Consider the following 16,896-nt stretch of genomic DNA (forward strand, 5'->3'; position numbering starts at 1 on the left):
GCACTTGAATGATGTGCTGAGACTTAGTCAGATTTTCCGAGATTGTGATTGACTGCCCGAGGGCGGTGAATCAAAGAATTTGCTTGGCGACCATAGCGTTGCGGACCCACCTGATCCCATGCCGAACTCAGCAGTGAAACGCAGCAGCGCCGATGGTAGTGTGGGGTCTCCCCATGTGAGAGTAGGACATCGCCAGGCTTGATTAACGTGTTCATTTTTTGAAAAGATGAACATCAAAGCAAATAAAGCGGTAACTTGTAAGACTTTATTTGTCACGCAGAATTGCGTGCTGGTATAGCTCAGTCGGTAGAGCGCACCCTTGGTAAGGGTGAGGCCCCCAGTTCAAATCTGGGTACTAGCACCACTATTTTGTTCAGCGACAACAGCACAATGGTCCCACCTGATCCCATGCCGAACTCAGAAGTGAAACGTTGTAGCGCCGATGGTAGTGTGGGGTCTCCCCATGTGAGAGTAGGACATTGCTGAACACCCATTTTAAAACCCAGCCGAAAGGCTGGGTTTTTTCGTTTCTGCTCAGTCACTTTCATGAAAATTTCTCAATATTGCAGCTCGTTGCCCAATTCTTTTTAAGTGCTTTTCCTTGCACCTTGCCAGAAAGTTATATAGTTTATTTAGAAATCTGGACGTCTAAACATCCTGGTGGCGCATTGAATCGATCCGCGCTCGCATCCAAAGGCCGCCAGGTTGTTCGGAAACATGTTGAAGGAGCAAACCAAGATGCCGATAAAAATTCCTGACCAACTCCCTGCAACGGATATTTTGCGTGGCGAGAACATTTTCGTGATGTCTGAAGCGCGTGCAGCGAGCCAGGAGATCCGCCCCCTCAAGGTTTTGCTGTTGAATTTGATGCCCAGGAAGATTGAGACGGAAACTCAGTTCTTGCGGTTATTATCGAATAGCCCGCTTCAGGTGGATGTCGAGCTGCTTCGGATTGATAACCGGCCCACCAAGAATACGCCGACGGAGCATTTAGATACCTTCTACCGCCAGTTTGATATGGTGAAGGGGCGTAATTTTGATGGTTTGATTGTGACTGGCGCCCCTCTGGGGTTGGTACAGTTTGAGGATGTGCTGTATTGGGAAGAGATCCAGACCATCATGAGCTGGGCGAAAGCACATGTAACCTCGACTCTGTTCGTCTGCTGGGCGGCACAGGCGGGGCTCAAGCTGCTGTATGATTTGCCGAAGCGAACCCGGAAGGAGAAGCTTTCCGGGGTGTATTATCATCGCATCCATGATTGCCATCATCCTATATTGCGCGGCTTTGATGATACCTTTCTTGCGCCACACTCACGCTACGCGGATTTCTCCCCGGATTATCTGGCCCAACATACGGATCTCGATATCCTGGCGACGTCTGAACAAGCCGGGGTTTACCTAGCGGCGACGAAAGATAAGCGGAATGTCTTTGTGACCGGTCATCCTGAATATGATGTGCATACCCTGCATAATGAGTATGTGCGTGATTTGAGTGAAGGGATGGAGCCGAATATTCCTGTGAATTACTACCCGGAGGGAAATCCGGACAATCCGCCGGTGGCCAGTTGGCGCAGTCATGGCCACTTGTTGTTCTCGAACTGGCTGAACTACTGTGTGTATCAGCAGACGCCATATGATCTGGAGCATTTCTCGGAGGATAATTTTACCCGGGATGACTAACCATTCCTTGGCTGGCTGGTATGTTGCTGTTGAGGCCCCTTCGCTGTTACATCCCGTGAAGACTAAAAGACCTGCCGAGGCAGGTCTTTGTCATTATTACTTGGCGTTGTCGGCTTCCCAGAGTTTGGCTTTCTGAATCATCGGGGTAATGGTTGAGCCTTGGATCAGAATGGAGAACACCACGACGGCATAGGTCATCACCAGAATCATCTCGCGCACATCAATGTTCTTTTCCGGGATCACGATGATACCGGCTGGAATGGCCATGGCCATCGCTAACGCCAGACCGCCACGCAGGCCGCCCCAAGTCAGGATCTTCACTGAATGCGGGTTATAGCTACGGTAACGCTGGAACCCGAAGTAGGACAACTGGATGCTGAGGAAGCGGCTGAGCAGCACCAGCGGTACGGCGATGACCATCAGGATCCAGTCTTCCTCATGGAAGCTGAACTGCAGCATACTCAGACCGATCAGCAGGAACAGTACCCCGTTGAGGAACTCATCGACCAGTTCCCAGAAATGGTCCAGGTGATCCTCACTTTCTTTTGAGAACCCGATATAGCGCGTCCAGTTCCCAATCATGATCCCGGAGACCACCATCGCCAGCGGACCGGAGACATGGATCAGATCGGCGAAAGCATATCCGGCAGTCGGTACCCCGATAGTCAGCAGCAGTTCCATGGAGTGATCATCTGTGGCACTGATCAGGTAATGGAACAGCAGGCCAAGCAGGAATCCGTAGGCAATCCCACCGATTGCTTCCTGAATAAACAGCTGGCCGACGCCGAGCACGGTCGGTGCTTCGTTACCGAAGGCAATGGTGAATAAGGTGACAAAAATGACCAGGCCGAAGCCATCGTTGAACAAGGACTCGCCTTCAATCTGGGTGGAAATCCGGCGTGGGGCATTGAGTTTCTTGACGATGGCCAGGACGGCGATGGGGTCGGTCGGGGAGATCAGGGAGCCGAAAATCAGGCAGTAAATGAGGTCAAAGTTGATACCGATGAGCTGACAGATGCCCCAGAGAGCAAAGCCGATAAAGAAGGTGGAGAACAGCGTGGCGGCCAATGCCAGAACGGTGATTTCCCACTTCTGATCTTCCAGGTTGGGGAGCTTGATCCCGAGCCCGCCGGCGAACAGCAGAAAGCCTAAAATCCCTTTGAGCAAAAATGATTCGAAGTTGATTTCACCCAGCTGGCTGGCTGCGATTTCTTCTAAATGAAACCATCCGTTTTGACCGGCGATCACGATGCCTAAGGATAAGAGCAGTGCGCCGGCCGTGATCGCAATCGTTGTTTGCATTTTCCCTATTTTGCTGTTGATAAACGCAATAATCATTGCTGCGGCAGCAAGAAAGCAAAGGGTGCTATAAACGGACATCCATGAACCTCGATATAAGCTGAAAAGTAAAGAGACAAATTGTGTCAAAATATAAAGCCATCATGCATTGATAGCTACTGAAAACTTTTCAATATTGAGCCTGAGCCCGGAAACAATAATTCATTTGGACGTCTAGATTTCCATCTAACCTGTGGTAGGATGTTATTCAGCTGTAAAAATGGATAAGGAAGTAGTGCGGTGGGAAAGGGCAAGGAAATATTACAAGCGCGGTTGGCGCAGCAAATCCTGATCATTGACGGCGGGATGGGCACCATGATCCAGGGTTATAAGCTGGACGAAGCAGATTATCGTGGGGAGCGGTTTGCTGACTGGCCTTCTGACCTGAAGGGCAATAATGACTTATTGGTGCTGACCCAGCCCCAGTTGATCCGCGATATTCACAATGCTTACCTGGAAGCGGGTGCCGATATCCTGGAAACCAACACGTTTAACGCCACGACGATTGCGATGGCCGATTATGACATGGAATCGCTCAGCGCCGAGATCAACCGTGAAGCCGCCCGACTGGCGCGTCAGGTGGCTGATGAGTGGACGGCCAAAACGCCGGACAAGCCGCGCTTTGTTGCCGGGGTGCTCGGTCCGACTAACCGTACCTGCTCAATTTCACCGGACGTGAATGATCCGGGCTACCGGAATGTCTCCTTTGATCAACTGGTCGAAGCCTATGCCGAGTCGACCCATGCCCTGATCGAAGGCGGTGCCGATATTATCCTGATTGAAACTATTTTCGATACCCTCAATGCCAAGGCGTGTGCCTTTGCGGTCGATCAGGTGTTTGATGAGCTGGAGATGGCTCTGCCGGTGATGATCTCCGGGACTATCACCGATGCCTCCGGACGAACCCTTTCCGGTCAGACGACCGAAGCTTTCTACAACTCCCTGCGCCATGTCCGGCCAATTTCGTTCGGCCTCAACTGTGCCCTGGGTCCGGATGAGTTGCGCCAGTATGTGGAAGAGCTGTCGCGGATTTCTGAATGCGCGGTCTCGGCTCACCCCAATGCGGGCTTGCCGAATGCTTTTGGTGAGTATGACTTATCGCCGGAGGAGATGGCCGAGCATATTGCGGAGTGGGCGGAGTCCGGTTTTCTGAACCTGGTCGGTGGTTGTTGCGGCACCACACCGGAGCATATTCGCCAGATGGCCGCCGTGACGGCAACCGTAACACCGCGTCCGCTGCCGGAGCTACCGGTGGCCTGCCGGTTGTCCGGACTGGAGCCGCTGGCCATTGAGAAAGACACGCTGTTTGTCAATGTCGGGGAGCGGACCAATGTCACCGGCTCGGCACGCTTCAAGCGACTGATTAAAGAAGAGCAATACGATGAAGCGCTGGAAGTGGCCCGGCAGCAGGTGGAAAACGGCGCCCAGATCATCGATATCAATATGGATGAAGGGATGCTCGATGCCGAAGCCTGTATGGTGCGTTTCCTTAACCTCTGTGCCTCCGAGCCGGAAATTTCCAAAGTACCGATCATGGTTGACTCCTCCAAGTGGGAAGTCATCGAGGCCGGCCTGAAGTGTATCCAGGGCAAGGGGATCGTCAACTCGATCTCGCTTAAGGAAGGCAAAGACAAGTTTATTGAGCAAGCCAAACTGATCCGCCGTTATGGCGCGGCGGTGATCGTGATGGCCTTTGATGAAGTCGGTCAGGCAGATACCCGCGAGCGCAAGCTGGAGATCTGTACCAATGCGTACCGGATCCTGGTCGATGAAGTCGGCTTCCCGCCGGAAGATATCATTTTTGACCCGAACATCTTTGCTGTTGCCACCGGGATTGATGAGCACAACAACTATGCGGTCGACTTTATCGAAGCGGTGGGTGACATCAAACGGGATCTGCCCCATGCGATGATCTCCGGTGGGGTGTCGAATGTCTCGTTCTCTTTCCGCGGTAACAACTACGTCCGTGAAGCGATCCATGCCGTATTCCTTTATCACTGCTTCAAGCGCGGGATGGATATGGGGATCGTTAATGCCGGCCAGCTGGAAGTCTACGACAACGTGCCGGAAAAACTGCGTGAAGCGGTAGAAGATGTGGTGCTCAACCGCCGGGATGATGCAACCGAGCGGCTGCTGGACATTGCGGCTGAATATGCCGGTAAAGGCGTTGGTAAGGAAGAAGATGCCTCGGCGCTGGAGTGGCGGACCTGGCCGGTGGCCAAGCGGCTGGAGCATGCGCTGGTCAAGGGGATCACTGAGTTCATTGTGGCAGACACCGAAGAAGCGCGCGCCAATGCCAGCAAGCCGTTGGAAGTGATCGAAGGCCCGTTGATGGACGGCATGAATGTGGTCGGCGATCTGTTCGGTGAAGGGAAAATGTTCCTGCCCCAGGTGGTGAAATCCGCCCGGGTAATGAAACAGGCGGTGGCCTATCTGGAGCCGTACATCAATGCCGAGAAACAGAGCGGGCGATCGAACGGCAAGATCCTGCTGGCGACGGTGAAAGGGGATGTGCACGATATCGGTAAAAATATCGTTGGGGTCGTCCTGCAGTGTAATAACTACGAGATCATCGATCTCGGGGTGATGGTGCCGTGCGAGCAGATCCTTAAGGTCGCCAAGGAAGAGAATGTCGATATTATCGGTCTGTCCGGTCTGATCACGCCGTCGCTGGATGAAATGGTCCATGTGGCTAAGGAAATGGAGCGTCAGGGCTTTGATCTGCCACTGTTGATTGGTGGTGCGACGACCTCCAAAGCGCACACGGCGGTGAAAATTGAGCAGAACTACCATCAACCGGTGGTCTATGTGAACAATGCTTCGCGGGCGGTGGGCGTGTGTACTTCGCTGCTGTCGGATGAGCTTCGTCCGGTCTTTGTTGAAAAACTCGATGCTGATTATGTCCGGGTACGGGATCAGCACAGCCGCAAGAAACCGCGGACCAAGCCGGTGACGCTGGAAGCGGCCCGGGCGAACCGGGTGGCCATTGACTGGTCCAGCTACATGCCGCCGGTGCCGGCAAAGCCGGGCACCCATGTCTTTGATAACTTTGAGGTCGCGACCTTACGCCAGTACATCGACTGGACCCCGTTCTTTATGACCTGGTCGCTGATGGGTAAATACCCGGCGATATTGGACCACGAAGAAGTGGGGGAAGAAGCGCGTCGCTTGTTTGCCGATGCCAATGAATGGCTGGATCGGATTGAGCTGGAAGGCCTGATGAAAGCACGTGGCATGTGTGCCCTGTTCCCGGCCAACAGCGTTGGGGATGACATTGAGGTCTATACCGATGAGTCCCGCAGTCAGGTAGCGCAGGTGCTGTATAACCTGCGCCAGCAGACGGAGAAACCGAAAGGCTTTAACTACTGCCTGTCGGATTATATTGCGCCGAAAGATAGCGGAAAACCGGACTGGATCGGGGCATTTGCCGTCACCGGCGGCATCGGAGAACGAGAGTTGGCCGATAAATTTAAAGCCCAGGGTGATGATTACAATGCCATCATGGTACAGGCGGTGGCTGACCGGCTGGCAGAGGCCTTTGCCGAGTACTTGCACGAGCTGGTACGCAAGGAAATCTGGGGCTATTCACCGGACGAAGCGCTGTCGAATGACGAACTCATCCGTGAGAAATACCAGGGGATCCGTCCGGCACCCGGCTACCCGGCGTGTCCGGAACATACCGAGAAAGGCACCTTGTGGGAGATGCTCAATGTCGAAGAGGCCATTGGGATGTCACTCACCACCAGCTATGCTATGTGGCCGGGCGCCTCGGTGTCGGGTTGGTACTTCTCCCACCCGGACGCGCGTTACTTTGCCGTCGCCCAGATCCAGGAAGATCAGCGTGACAGCTACGCTGAGCGCAAAGGCTGGGATTTGATTGAAGCGGAGAAGTGGCTGGGGCCGAACCTGTCGGCTTAGGCTCATGGGTCGGCTTCGGCTCATCAATGAAAGCACCATCATGAAGGGCGCCGATTGGCGCCCTTGCTGTTTCTGGTGTGAGCGTTGTGGCTTAAGCTTCCAGGCTTAGGCTTCCAGGATCTGGCGGTGCAACGACTGGACTACCGATTTGGCATCCTGCTCCTGAACCAGGAAGCAGAGGTTATGCGGGCTGGCGCCATAGCAAATCATGCGCAGGTTGTAGTCATCCAGCGAGCCGAAAATTTCCTTGGCGGAGCCCTTGGTCCGGCTCATCCGGTTACCAATCAGGGCCACCAGGCACAGACCCTGCTCAACCTCGACCCGGCACAGTTGGCTGAGCGCTGCCACGGCGGCTTCCGGGAGTTGCGGTGCGCCGCCGGCGGTGTCAGTTTTATCCAGGGTCAGGGAAACGCTGACTTCGGAGGTCGTAATGAGATCGACCGAGACTTTGTGCTCGGCCAGGATCCGGAACACCTCCGCCAGGAAACCGTAGGCATGGAACATGTTCAGGCTGGTCAGGGTCACCATGGTCTGGTTGCAACGTAGGGCAAGGGCCCGGAACAGCGGCGCATCACTGACCTGATCACGGATCCAGGTCCCGCCTTGCTCCGGCGCACGGGATGATCCGATAAACACCGGGATCTGCTGGCGGATCGCCGGGACCAGCGTGGACGGGTGCAGGATCTTGGCTCCGAAGTTAGCCATCTCGGACGCTTCACTGAAACTGATCTCCCGGATGGGTTTCGCTGCGGCGGTGATCCGGGGATCGGTGGTATACATGCCCGGTACATCGGTCCAGATTTCCAGCGTCGTTGCACGGATCGCTTCGGCAACCAACGCCGCGCTGTAGTCACTGCCGCCCCGGCCCAGAGTGGTGGTATTCCCGTCTGGATCGGCGCCGATAAAGCCCTGGCTGACCACGACCTGCTGGGCCAGCAACGGCTCCAGATGGGTTGTGGCCAGTGCACGAATGTCATCCGGTTGTGGGATCGCTTTGCCGAACTGATTGTCGGTGCGCAGGATGTCACGGATATCGACACGCACCGCGTTTACGCCCAGCTCGCAGAGGATCTGGGTAAACAGGTGGGTCGACAGGAGCTCGCCATTGGCAACCAGCTGATCGGTCAGCTGGGCACTCGGCTGGGTTGCAGCCTGCGCGGCCAGTGTTGCGATGCTGTCGAGATGGTCATTGAGCGCCGGCGTGATAAGTTCCGGCGATACTAGCTCGTTCAGGACGGCGTAGTGAATATCTTTCAGTTGGGTCAGTAATTGCTGGCGTCGGTCCGCGTCCCGGACCCCGCCGGCCAGTTCAACCAACAGGTTGGTGACGCCGGAGCAGGCGCTGATCAGGGCCACCCGGGCTGCCGGGTTATGTTTGATGATCATGGCACTGCGGTGCATGGCGGTAAAATCGGCAACACTGGTGCCGCCGAATTTGGCGACGGTCAGGGTGGCGGCGTTATCAACAGGGCTCAAAGCAAGTCTCCCAATATCAGTAATGGTGATGAAGATAGGGATTGACTCGGGAGGTTAGTTCCCGACATCCAATTGTCAGGAGAGCAAATCGGTGAGACGGATAGTTCGCGCTACAACCAGAAGCTCCCCACCTTTCACGACGAAAGGTGACAGCCAGAAGGATTCAGCCTTACTGGCCGATACTGTGGTTCCCCAACCCGGCAGTATCTCGGCGTTACTCCCCCTTGCCAGGATGCCTTGGGGTGGGGCCCCGCAAACCTGGTTACCTGGGTAACGCTCCTCTTCTGTTTTTTCCTGCTGACACTTTGGTCATCAGGGTGAACAAAAAACGTTCTTCATTGAAGCGGATTTACCAGGGGCTTGTCAATGGGCGGATGAAAAATTATGCGGGGAAAATGCAAGGGTGGTCGTTCTAGGGCGCAGGGTTGCGTCCGGGGGCAATTCCCTGAATACTGGACTATTCCCTGAAGCGTTACCGGTGTCGGTGGCCGCTCAGAGAATCATGAACGCTTACCCAGGAGATATAATAATGACAATCGGTAGTTTTTACCCACCACAACGTACCCTGATGGGCCCGGGCCCGTCAGATATCTACCCGCAAGTGTTGCAGGCGCTGAGTCGTCCGACCGTCGGCCACTTAGATCCGTTGTTTATCGGCATGATGGATGAGCTGAAACAGTTGCTGCAGTATGCCTTCCAGACCCAGAACCCGTTCACTATTGCCGTGTCTGCGCCGGGCAGCGCCGGCATGGAAGCGTGTTTCGTGAACCTGGTCGAGCCGGGCGATAAGGTGATCGTCTGCCGCAACGGCGTGTTTGGCGACCGGATGCGGGAAAATGTCGAGCGCTGCGGCGGAGAGGCGGTGATGGTTGAGAACACCTGGGGAGATCCGGTCGATCCGCAGTTGGTCGCCCAGGCGTTGGACGCCAACCCGGATGCAAAAATCGTTGCTTTTGTCCATGCTGAAACCTCGACCGGTGCCCTGACCGATGCCGAAGCGATTGCCAAACTGGCCCGCCAGCACGATTGCCTGACCATTGTCGATGCCGTCACCTCACTGGGCGGCGTCCCGTTGCTGGTGGACGAGTGGCAACTGGATGCGGTGTATTCAGGCAGCCAGAAGTGTTTGTCCTGTGTGCCGGGCCTGTCGCCGCTGACCTTCTCGCCGCGAGCGGTGGAGAAAATTCAGCAGCGCCAAAGCAAGGTTCAGAGCTGGTTCCTCGATCAAAGCCTGGTGCTGGGATACTGGAGCGGTGAAGGCAAACGCAGCTATCACCATACTGCGCCGGTAAACAGCCTGTACGCCCTGCATGAAGCGCTGGTGTTGCTGAAAAATGAAGGACTGGAAAATGCGTGGCAGCGTCATCAGGATACACACTGGGAGCTGCGTGACGGGCTGGAGAAACTCGGGATTGAATTTGTGGTCAATGAAGCGTACCGCTTGCCGCAGCTCAATGCGGTGTACATCCCGGACGGTGTCGATGATGCGCAGGTGCGTCAGACCCTGCTGGAGCGTTACAACCTGGAAATTGGTGCCGGACTGGGCGCCTTGGCCGGGAAGGCGTGGCGGATTGGCCTGATGGGATATGCCGCCCGTAGTGAAAATGTAGCGCTGTGCCTGAAGGCGCTGGAGACGACGCTGAAGTAAGTCAGCTCGGCATCAACCGGAGGCCCGGCACGTGTGCTGGGGGCAGGATCAACAACGGCTACCTCGGTAGCCGTTGTTTCGTGTTTTGTGGCGTTTACTTGGTCTGCGGCGGACAAGCGTTAGTGCACAGGCGTCCGCTTGCCCGGTTCCGGTGTGCTCGCTATTGCGGGATGGTAGACGGCAGGTTCGGCGTCACTCCCTGGCTGAGTGAGGGTAGGTTACCCTCAAAGAGGGGGGTCAGTGCGGCCGGGCTGAAATCATGGGCAGGGAACAGGTACTCGGCTTCCTGGCGGATCTGGGCGGCCCGTGTCGGATTGTCCAGCAACTGGTAGGCGGCGATGAGGTTCTGGTACAAGGCCGGCCTCGGCCAGCTTTTGGCTTTCTCGGTTGCCCAGTCCACATAGTGCTGGATCAGGGCCGGATCCCGGGTTGCTGCACCCAAATGGAGCTGGGTGATTGCCACATCCCACGAGAGCCGGGTCTCCCAGGCCCATGGATTGTTGACGTGTTGCAGGTAGCCGATCTCCGGTGGCCGGGAAGTCTCAAACTTGGTCAGCCAGTAGCCTGAGTAGAGTGTGGTTACCATATAGCTGCTGATCAGCAGCGGCAGCAGGATCATGCAACATCGGATCGCCAGGACATAATTGAGGGTGAGTTTGTAATACTTGGCGGTGAGGTTATCCACCCAATAGATCAGGAGCACGAAGATCACCCAGTGCACCAGGGCATGATAAAACGGGTACTCAAGCTGGGTGTGCAACGTGAGCGGAAAGAACAGAGCCACCAGTGCCAGCCGGGTTCCCGGCGGGGCTTTGCGAATGCGGCTCAGTACGGCGGCCGCAGCGAGCAGCAAGCCAAGTAACGGCAGAGTCCCGCCTTCTACCGCCCAGTACAGGAGCTCGTTGTGCGGATGATCCAGCGCCGGCAGACCGTGCGGTTGCGCGGGATCATGATGGTGCCACTGGGCCGTCTGGGTAAGGTAGGCCGACTCAAAGTTGCCGTAGCCGTAGCCGAGCCACGGCGACTTCCGGTACATCTCCCAGGCTTGCGGCAGGTGAATACTCCGTGCGCTGTGCAGGCTGATCCGGTCTTCCGCCGGGGCCCAGCTGACGGTGGTGCTTAAATGCCAGGACAGACTCAGGCCCAGAGCGACCATCAGCAGCCACATCCGCCATTGTGCTTTGGCGGCAAACCGACACAGGTAAGGCAGGATCAGCAAGGTACCGATGATAGCGGCCAGCCACCCGGTCCGGGAGCTGACAAATACCAGTACCGGGATCGTGACGACCGGAGTGAGCAGCAATCCGGCCTGATGGAGTGACCATTGTCCCCGGTACATGGGTAAGCGGGCCAGGAGGTAAGCCGACAGCACCAGGCCGGTGGCCAGGAACGTCGCCATCACATTGGGCTGCTGAAAAATCCCGTACGGGCGGTTGGCGATGGTGTCGTAGCCGATGGGGTTGTCCGCTTCCAGGCCGAAGAACTGATACCAGCCCAGCAGCGCCTGCAGCCAGACCGCGGCGAGGATCAGCCAGAGCAGGTGCTGGCGTTGCTTGTGGCTGAAGGCAAATTGCTGCAAAGCCAGGAAAAAAAGAAAACCGGCCCACAGCCCCAGTAACCGGCCCGTTGCAGCACTGTCGCCGGCATTCGGGTAGAGCACGGGCAGAGTGAGGAGGATGCAGCAGGCAAACAGGATCAGGGTCAGGCGGGAGTAACGCCAGGTTTTCTGACGGCAGATTTCAAACAGCCCGAAAGCGATTGAGAAGCTGAGCGGGATCCAACTGGCGGTATTGAACGAGAGGGCCAGCCCGGATCCCCCCGGGTTGTGCTGGAAATAGTGCATGGTAAACAGGAACAACACGCTGAGCGTGGCCATAAACGGCTTGATCACCGGTTTGCTGATGCGCTGCTCTGCCAGCCGGGTGCCTTGTACATGTAACAAATTCATGGTCGTTTTCTGCCTGTTGCGCTGCTCGCCTTGTTTGGTTGCAGGCTGAGCGGACCCAGCCTGCGATGGAGATTATCGGGCCTCGGCCAGCTCGGGGTTGGTGGCGGCCGGGAGCAACGGCTTGAGGAAGCGCGCTGTATGGGAGCCTTCAACCCGGGCCACCTGCTCCGGGGTACCGGTGGCAATGATTTCACCGCCGCCGCTGCCGCCTTCCGGACCCAGATCGATGATCCAGTCCGCGGTCTTGATCACATCCAGGTTATGTTCGATCACCACAATGGTGTTGCCGTGATCCCGCAGGCGGTGCAGCACACTGAGTAGCTGCTGGATATCGTGGAAATGCAGACCGGTGGTTGGCTCATCCAGAATATACAGGGTCTTTCCTGTATCGCGCTTGGATAACTCGCGTGCCAGTTTGACCCGTTGGGCCTCACCACCGGACAGGGTGGTCGCGGCTTGGCCCAGCCGGATATAAGATAGGCCAACATCCATCAGCGTCTGCAGTTTTCTTGCAATTGCTGGAACCGCATCAAAGAATTCCCGCGCATCTTCCACCGTCAGCGCCAGCACTTCATCAATGCTCTTGCCTTTGTAGCGGATCTCCAGGGTTTCCCGGTTATAGCGCTTGCCGTGGCAGGCATCGCAAGGCACGTAGACATCCGGCAGGAAGTGCATTTCAACTTTCAGTACCCCATCACCCTGGCAGGCTTCGCAGCGTCCGCCTTTGACGTTGAAACTGAAACGGCCCGGTTTGTAGCCGCGCGAGCGGGACTCCTGGGTACCGGAAAACAGTTCGCGGATCGGGGTGAAGATGCCGGTATAGGTCGCCGGGTTGGAGCGCGGCGTCCGTCCAATCGGGCTCTGGTCGATATCGATCACCTTGTCGCAGTGGTCCAGATCGCGGATTTCCCGGTACGGCGCGGCGTCACCGGCGGTTGCCCCGTTGAGCTGGTGGTGGGCAATCTTGAAGAAAGTGTCGTTGATCAGGGTTGATTTCCCGGAGCCGGAAACACCGGTCACGCAGGTCAGCAGGCCGACCGGGATTTCGACATCAACGTTCTTCAGGTTGTTGCCGGTCGCGCCGATCAGCTTGACGGTCCGCTCGGGATCCATCGCGACCCGCTGCTCAGGGACGGCAATGCTTTTCTTGCCGCTGAGGTACTGGCCGGTCAGTGAGGCGTCGGAGGCAAGGATATCTGCCAGGGTACCTTCGGCAATCACGTTGCCGCCGTGGACCCCGGCACCCGGACCGATATCGATCACATGGTCGGCGGTGCGGATGGCGTCCTCATCGTGCTCGACCACGATCACCGTATTGCCGAGATCCCGCAGGTGGGTCAGGGTGCTGAGCAGGCGCTCGTTATCGCGCTGGTGGAGGCCGATGGACGGCTCGTCCAGCACGTACATCACGCCGACCAGCCCGGCGCCAATCTGGCTGGCCAGACGGATCCGCTGGGCTTCACCGCCGGACAGGGTCTCGGCGCTGCGGGACAGGTTGAGGTAGTTAAGGCCGACATTGACCAGAAAGTGCAGCCGATCGGAGATCTCTTTCAGCACTTTTTCCGCAATTTTGGCTCGCTGCCCGACCAGCGACAGGTTGCCGAAGAAATCCAGCGCCTCATTAATACTCATCTCGCTGATCTGCGGCAAGGTGGTGTCGGCGACAAAGACGTTGCGGGCTTCCAGGCGCAGGCGCGAGCCGTGGCAACTGCTGCATGGCTTGGTCGAGATAAACTTGATCAGATCCTCACGCACCGAGTTGGACTCGGTTTCGCGGTAGCGGCGCTCCATGTTGTTGAGGATCCCCTCGAACGGATGACGCCGGACCGTAATATCGCCGCGGTCATTGATGTACTTAAATTCGATTTCCTGCTTGCCGGACCCCTTGAGGATCACCTGCTGGGTTTTCTGCGGTAGGCTGTTGAACGGCGCTTCGACGTCAAAGTCATAGTGCTCGGCCATCGAGGTGAGCATCTGGAAATAATAGAAGTTGCGTTTGTCCCAGCCGCGGATCGCCCCGCCGGCCAGGCTCAGCTCGCCGTTCTGGACCACTCGTTCCGGATCGAAATATTGCTGCACGCCCAAGCCGTCACAGGTGCCGCAGGCACCGGCCGGGTTGTTGAAGGAAAACAGGCGCGGCTCGAGTTCCTGCATACTGTAGCCGCAATGCGGGCAGGCAAAGTTGGCGGAGAAAATGATTTCCTCGTGTTCGCCGGCCGTCATCGGGCTGACCACCACGGTCCCGCCGGACAGCTCCAGCGCGGTTTCGAACGATTCTGCCAGACGCTGTTGCAGATCGTCGCGGACCTTGAATCGATCGACGACCACTTCGATGGTGTGCTTCTTGTGCAGCTCCAGCGTCGGCGGATCGGACAGGTCGCAGACTTCACCATCGATCCGGGCGCGGATATAGCCCTGGGCGGCAAGGTTGGCCAGGGTCTTGACGTGCTCCCCCTTGCGCTCTTTGACTACGGGGGCCAGCAGCATCATCTTGCTGCCTTCGGGCAGGGCCAGCACTTGATCGACCATCTGGCTGACGGTTTGTGCTGCCAGGGCCACATGGTGCGTCGGACAGCGTGGCTCACCGACCCGGGCAAACAGCAGTCGCAGGTAGTCATACACCTCGGTGATGGTCCCGACGGTCGAGCGCGGGTTGTGGGAGGTTGACTTCTGCTCAATGGAGATGGCCGGAGACAAGCCTTCGATATGGTCGACATCCGGTTTTTCCATCAGTGACAGAAACTGCCGGGCATAGGCCGAGAGGGATTCGACATAGCGGCGCTGGCCTTCGGCGTAGAGTGTATCGAATGCCAGGGAAGATTTCCCCGAGCCGGACAGGCCGGTGATCACAATCAGCTTGTCACGTGGCAGAGTTAGACTGATGTTTTTGAGGTTATGGGTCCGGGCACCCCTGACTTCGATTTGATCCATAGTATGTGAGCTTATGACTGACAAAGTGGGCCGTCATTATCACACAAGGCGAAAACGCTTGAAAGTGGAAACTGTATAAAGATACAGTGTTTGGAGCGATTATTGAGCATTTTGTCCAGGGGCAGATCCGGGCCGCAGTGGCGTGGGGAAACGTGCCGGGCGGCAGCCGGATTGCCGCGGATGAAACGCGAGGATAATTTTGCGCGGAATCACACGGTCTCGCCCTGTTCCCGAACCGGGCAGCATGGTAGACTGCGCGATTCAGTATAAACTTTGAGTAGCAGCCGCTGTAGCAGAATACAGCCCAGCGATCAGATCTGGAGTGAATTATGGCCAGTCGTGGCATCAATAAAGTTATCCTGGTGGGTAACCTAGGAAATGATCCGGAAATCCGTTACATGCCGAATGGTGGTGCAGTAGCAAATATTACCGTTGCTACTTCTGAGTCATGGCGTGACAAGAGCACCGGTGAGCAGCGTGAAAAAACTGAATGGCACCGTGTGGCGCTGTTCGGCAAGTTAGCAGAAGTGGCTGGTGAGTACCTGCGTAAAGGCTCGCAAGTTTACATCGAAGGCCAGCTGCAAACCCGCAAGTGGCAAGATCAGAACGGCCAGGACCGTTACACGACTGAGATCGTGGTTCAGGGTTACAACGGCATCATGCAGATGCTGGGTGGCCGTCAGGGCGGTGGCCAGGGGATGGGCGCACCAATGGGTGGTCAGCAGCAGCAGGGTGGTTGGGGACAACCGCAGCAACCGGCAGCCGCACCACAGCAGGGTTATGCGCCGCAGCAGTCAGCCCCGCAGCATCAAGCGCCGCAACAGCCACAACAGCCTCAGCAGCAGTATAACGAACCGCCGATGGATTTCGACGACGATATCCCGTTCTGAGTCGACAGGTTTGACTGACGGTTGATAAAAAAGCAGCGCCCGGCGCTGCTTTTTTATTGGCTGAAAATGATGCCTCAACCGGCGTTGGCCTTGTCTTTGATAAAATCGATGAACAACTTGGTTTTCACGTGGTTGTATTCGAGTTTGGGGTAATAGGCAAACGCAGCGCTCCGGGGTTGCTTCAGGGCTGGTAGCACCGGGACCAGCAGGCCCTTGCACAGCTCGCGCTGGACCATTTTCTCCCCGGTCAGGATGATCCCCATCCCTGCGACTGCGGCGGCCACCAGGGCTTCGGGGTTTTGGGTGGTGAAATTACCGCGCAGGCGCAGGCGGACGTTGTTTTCAAACACATGCTCTTGCTCATGACCATGGTTGCCGAACAACAGGCAGTTATGCTGCGCCAGCTGCTCCGGGCTGCTGATGTGTGGCTTGTTGTCCAGGTAGCCCGGGGCGGCATAGAACCCGGGCTGGAAGGAGAACAACCGGGTCGCGATATAGCTGGCTGAATTGAAGTCGGTCAGCTCGCGGCTGATAAAGACATCCAGGTTGTGATCGGGCAACTGGCCCGGGGTCACCGTGTGCAGCTCGACCTGAATGTTGGGGTAGGTTTCGATAAATTCGGCCAGGTAATAGACCAGCAGGCGGCTGCCGGTGGCCAGCGGGGCCCCGATCCGCAGTACGCCGCTGACTTCGCCGTAGGTTGACGTGGTTTCAGCCAGCATCTGCTGCCAGTCTTCCAGCAACCGGGCGCTGCGCTGATAAAACAGTTTACCGGCGTCGGTCACGGCCAGGCTGCGGGTGGTTCGTTTGAGCAGCTGTACCCCCAGCTGCTGTTCGAGCCAGGTCAGTCGCTTGGACAGCGCAGAGCTGGAGGTATTGAGTTTGGTCGCGGCCTGGGCCAGCGAGCCTTGGTCGACAACGGTGACAAAACTGTTCGTACAGGTGATCCAATCCATTCTTTCTATCCGCAGGCGGTGACGGTAACCAGTTGACCATCATAACAAATTGGACGGGAACTGCTTGCCTTCTGCTGACCGGGGATTCGGATCAAAGTCAGTGCGCCGCGT

The 16,896-nt window shown here is 56.8% G+C and carries 9 protein-coding genes, 1 tRNA gene, 2 rRNA genes and 1 riboswitch; of the genes, 7 read left to right on the forward strand and 5 right to left on the reverse strand.

Going from position 1 to position 16,896, the window contains the following annotated elements:
• Positions 1-82 precede the first annotated feature (82 nt).
• The 4 genes from rrf (NH461_RS01520) to metA all read left to right on the forward strand — a co-directional run bounded on the left by rrf (NH461_RS01520) (position 83) and on the right by metA (position 1,680).
• A 5S ribosomal RNA gene (gene rrf / locus NH461_RS01520) occupies positions 83-198 on the forward strand.
• A gap of 90 nt (positions 199-288) precedes the next feature.
• A tRNA-Thr gene (locus NH461_RS01525) sits at positions 289-364 on the forward strand.
• An 8-nt stretch (positions 365-372) separates the two neighbouring features.
• Positions 373-488, forward strand: a 5S ribosomal RNA gene (gene rrf, locus NH461_RS01530).
• 250 nt (positions 489-738) lie between these two features.
• The gene (metA, locus tag NH461_RS01535; RefSeq protein ID WP_261601597.1) at positions 739-1,680 is read left to right on the forward strand and encodes a homoserine O-succinyltransferase; all 942 of its coding nucleotides are present in this window, start codon (positions 739-741) and stop codon (positions 1,678-1,680) included.
• Between the two features lie 96 nt (positions 1,681-1,776).
• On the opposite strand, the gene NH461_RS01540 is transcribed toward metA, so the two are convergent.
• Complete coding sequence (locus tag NH461_RS01540; protein ID WP_261601598.1) at positions 1,777-3,060, reverse strand: cation:proton antiporter; 1,284 nt, start codon at positions 3,058-3,060, stop codon at positions 1,777-1,779.
• Between the two features lie 198 nt (positions 3,061-3,258).
• Between NH461_RS01540 and metH the strand changes: the two genes are divergently transcribed.
• Entirely contained in the window at positions 3,259-6,936 is a 3,678-nt protein-coding gene (gene metH, locus NH461_RS01545) for a methionine synthase (RefSeq protein WP_261601599.1), read from the forward strand.
• Between the two features lie 105 nt (positions 6,937-7,041).
• On the opposite strand, the gene lysC is transcribed toward metH, so the two are convergent.
• Positions 7,042-8,412 carry a lysine-sensitive aspartokinase 3 gene (gene lysC / locus NH461_RS01550; RefSeq protein WP_261601600.1) on the reverse strand — a complete coding sequence of 457 codons (1,371 nt, stop codon included), beginning with the start codon at positions 8,410-8,412 and terminating at the stop codon, positions 7,042-7,044.
• A 112-nt stretch (positions 8,413-8,524) separates the two neighbouring features.
• Positions 8,525-8,704, reverse strand: a riboswitch (Lysine riboswitch).
• A 237-nt stretch (positions 8,705-8,941) separates the two neighbouring features.
• Between lysC and NH461_RS01555 the strand changes: the two genes are divergently transcribed.
• Entirely contained in the window at positions 8,942-10,060 is a 1,119-nt protein-coding gene (locus tag NH461_RS01555) for a pyridoxal-phosphate-dependent aminotransferase family protein (protein WP_261601601.1), read from the forward strand.
• A gap of 160 nt (positions 10,061-10,220) precedes the next feature.
• Here the strand turns inward: NH461_RS01555 and NH461_RS01560 are convergent, their stop codons facing one another.
• Positions 10,221-12,008, reverse strand: a complete 1,788-nt coding sequence (locus tag NH461_RS01560) for a PglL family O-oligosaccharyltransferase (RefSeq protein ID WP_261601602.1) — start codon at positions 12,006-12,008, stop codon at positions 10,221-10,223.
• A gap of 72 nt (positions 12,009-12,080) precedes the next feature.
• Complete coding sequence (uvrA, locus tag NH461_RS01565) at positions 12,081-14,939, reverse strand: excinuclease ABC subunit UvrA (RefSeq protein ID WP_261601603.1); 2,859 nt, start codon at positions 14,937-14,939, stop codon at positions 12,081-12,083.
• A gap of 329 nt (positions 14,940-15,268) precedes the next feature.
• Here uvrA and NH461_RS01570 point away from each other — a divergent pair, with 329 nt between their 5' ends.
• Complete coding sequence (locus tag NH461_RS01570; protein ID WP_261601604.1) at positions 15,269-15,829, forward strand: single-stranded DNA-binding protein; 561 nt, start codon at positions 15,269-15,271, stop codon at positions 15,827-15,829.
• Between the two features lie 74 nt (positions 15,830-15,903).
• Here NH461_RS01570 and NH461_RS01575 read toward each other — a convergent pair whose 3' ends face one another.
• Positions 15,904-16,785, reverse strand: coding sequence for a LysR family transcriptional regulator (locus NH461_RS01575; protein WP_261601605.1), 882 nt, complete (start codon positions 16,783-16,785; stop codon positions 15,904-15,906).
• Positions 16,786-16,896 lie beyond the last annotated feature (111 nt).

This window comes from Photobacterium sp. TY1-4, assembly GCF_025398175.1.
Lineage (GTDB): Bacteria > Pseudomonadota > Gammaproteobacteria > Enterobacterales > Vibrionaceae > Photobacterium.

What these genes read in the sequence shown, in the direction of transcription:
- NH461_RS01575 (WP_261601605.1), bottom strand. Translation starts at nt 16,785, where the DNA reads ATGGATTGGATCACCTGTACGAACAGTTTTGTCACCGTTGTCGACCAA.
- metA (WP_261601597.1), top strand. Translation starts at nt 739, where the DNA reads ATGCCGATAAAAATTCCTGACCAACTCCCTGCAACGGATATTTTGCGT.
- uvrA (WP_261601603.1), bottom strand. Translation starts at nt 14,939, where the DNA reads ATGGATCAAATCGAAGTCAGGGGTGCCCGGACCCATAACCTCAAAAAC.
- NH461_RS01555 (WP_261601601.1), top strand. Translation starts at nt 8,942, where the DNA reads ATGACAATCGGTAGTTTTTACCCACCACAACGTACCCTGATGGGCCCG.
- NH461_RS01560 (WP_261601602.1), bottom strand. Translation starts at nt 12,008, where the DNA reads ATGAATTTGTTACATGTACAAGGCACCCGGCTGGCAGAGCAGCGCATC.
- NH461_RS01570 (WP_261601604.1), top strand. Translation starts at nt 15,269, where the DNA reads ATGGCCAGTCGTGGCATCAATAAAGTTATCCTGGTGGGTAACCTAGGA.
- NH461_RS01540 (WP_261601598.1), bottom strand. Translation starts at nt 3,060, where the DNA reads ATGTCCGTTTATAGCACCCTTTGCTTTCTTGCTGCCGCAGCAATGATT.